Genomic DNA, 1,503 nt, shown 5'->3' on the forward strand with positions numbered 1-1,503 from the left:
ACAGTGCGGTCAAGAGGGTGTCCAGGTCTTGCGTCACAACATGATCTTGGATGCCCTCTCCTCATGCCCGGACATCGACCCCTGACTTCGGAACTACTCGTCTAGTTCTCGCGGAATTACGTACCCCAGCCCTCAACTGGCGCACGGAACTCCTCCGGCACCGGGCTTCACAGGTCGTCGGGCAGAATCCGGAAAGCCGCGTGACTGCTCAACGGGCGGATGGGTGCTCGATCTCCCCGAACACCAGGGGCGAGATCGCCATCGCCGACGCCTCGGCGAGAGCCCTGCGGCCGGCGGCGTGCTCGGGATCGTCGGTGCTGAACGCGGCCACCAGCCCGTAAGGTCCCCGACAAGGATCATGCGGAGTGGCCGACCGAACCGTACTTGCGGTCCTCGGCATCTGCCACCGCCGCCCGTACATCGTCATCGCTCACCGGCCCGCCGAAACCAATCTCCGGGATGTCCCAGTCGCCTGACCAACGACGCGCCCGCAGCGCGGCAATACGGAAACGCCTCCCGGAAGTACTCCGACTCCGGACGCCCCTCCCGCACGGCGGCCTCCTTGATGACCCGCAGGTCATCTTCGTCGACCAGCACTGTCGTCTTCTTAAACGCCATGCGGTTATGGTCTCTCCGTCAGTGACGTACGTGCCCTTGCCCTGATGGCCTTCGACCAGGCCACGGTCGCGCAGCAGCCGCAGGGCGGCTTGCGCCGTGGAGACGCTGACCAGGTACATGTCGGCGAGCTGCGCGTACATCGGCAGTGGACAGCTGCTGCGACCATGGCCATGGTGAAAATCTTGCGGCGCTGTTGGCAGATGCGCTACCCCGGCTATCTGCTCGGCGTCGTAGTCGGACTGGTCATGATGTGGTCGCCGTACAAGACCTACCACGACAACGAAGCCTGGCAGGATCGGTTGCGAACCGACGGTGTGCCCACCCAAGGCGTCATCGACCAGCTCGTACGCGATAGACGCGGCAAAGCCACGATGCACCTCCGGTACGAATTCGCTGGATTGGAGCGAAGGGTCGAGGTCGCCTGCATGGAGGTCTGCCACCCTGCCGGCACTTCCGTGCGAATATGGATAATCCCGACGATCCAATTGACTTCGTAACCGAATTCGGGATGCTGAGTGGACATCGGGGCAAGGTACAAGGTGTGATCGGGGTGGTGGGTCTCGTCCTGTTCGTATCAATGGCGCTCGCCGGGTACTCCCTAGTCGCCCAACGACGACACGAGCACCGACGACGCGACTGGCAGCGGCAGCAACGAATCCAGCGCCGGCAACAGGCCTGGCGACCCAGGACCGGGAGGCGAGGCAAACCGAGCGCACGCTGGCGGAAGAAGAACTGAACCAGGCGGCAGAGATCACATCTTCGTGGCTCGCTTGGCGCCGTACGTACCCTTGCCTCGCGGCGGCCCCGCCCAGCGCTCGTTGTCGACTGTCAACGGTCTTTCTGATCTCCCCGTAGGCGGCCGGCATTTGTCCCCGCTGGCGGCCA

At 64.0% G+C, this 1,503-nt stretch carries 2 protein-coding genes; both read right to left on the reverse strand.

The window, feature by feature from the left end:
* Positions 1–208 precede the first annotated feature (208 nt).
* Positions 209–331, reverse strand: a complete 123-nt coding sequence (locus ACFHWT_RS31230) for a hypothetical protein (protein ID WP_416598277.1) — start codon at positions 329–331, stop codon at positions 209–211.
* A gap of 25 nt (positions 332–356) precedes the next feature.
* A complete protein-coding gene (locus ACFHWT_RS31235; RefSeq protein WP_416598279.1) occupies positions 357–1,058 on the reverse strand; it encodes a GntR family transcriptional regulator in 702 nt (233 codons plus the stop codon).
* Positions 1,059–1,503: the final 445 nt, after the last annotated feature.

Origin of the sequence: Micromonospora sp. LOL_021 (genome assembly GCF_048060215.1) — a bacterium.
Taxonomy (GTDB): domain Bacteria; phylum Actinomycetota; class Actinomycetes; order Mycobacteriales; family Micromonosporaceae; genus Micromonospora_E.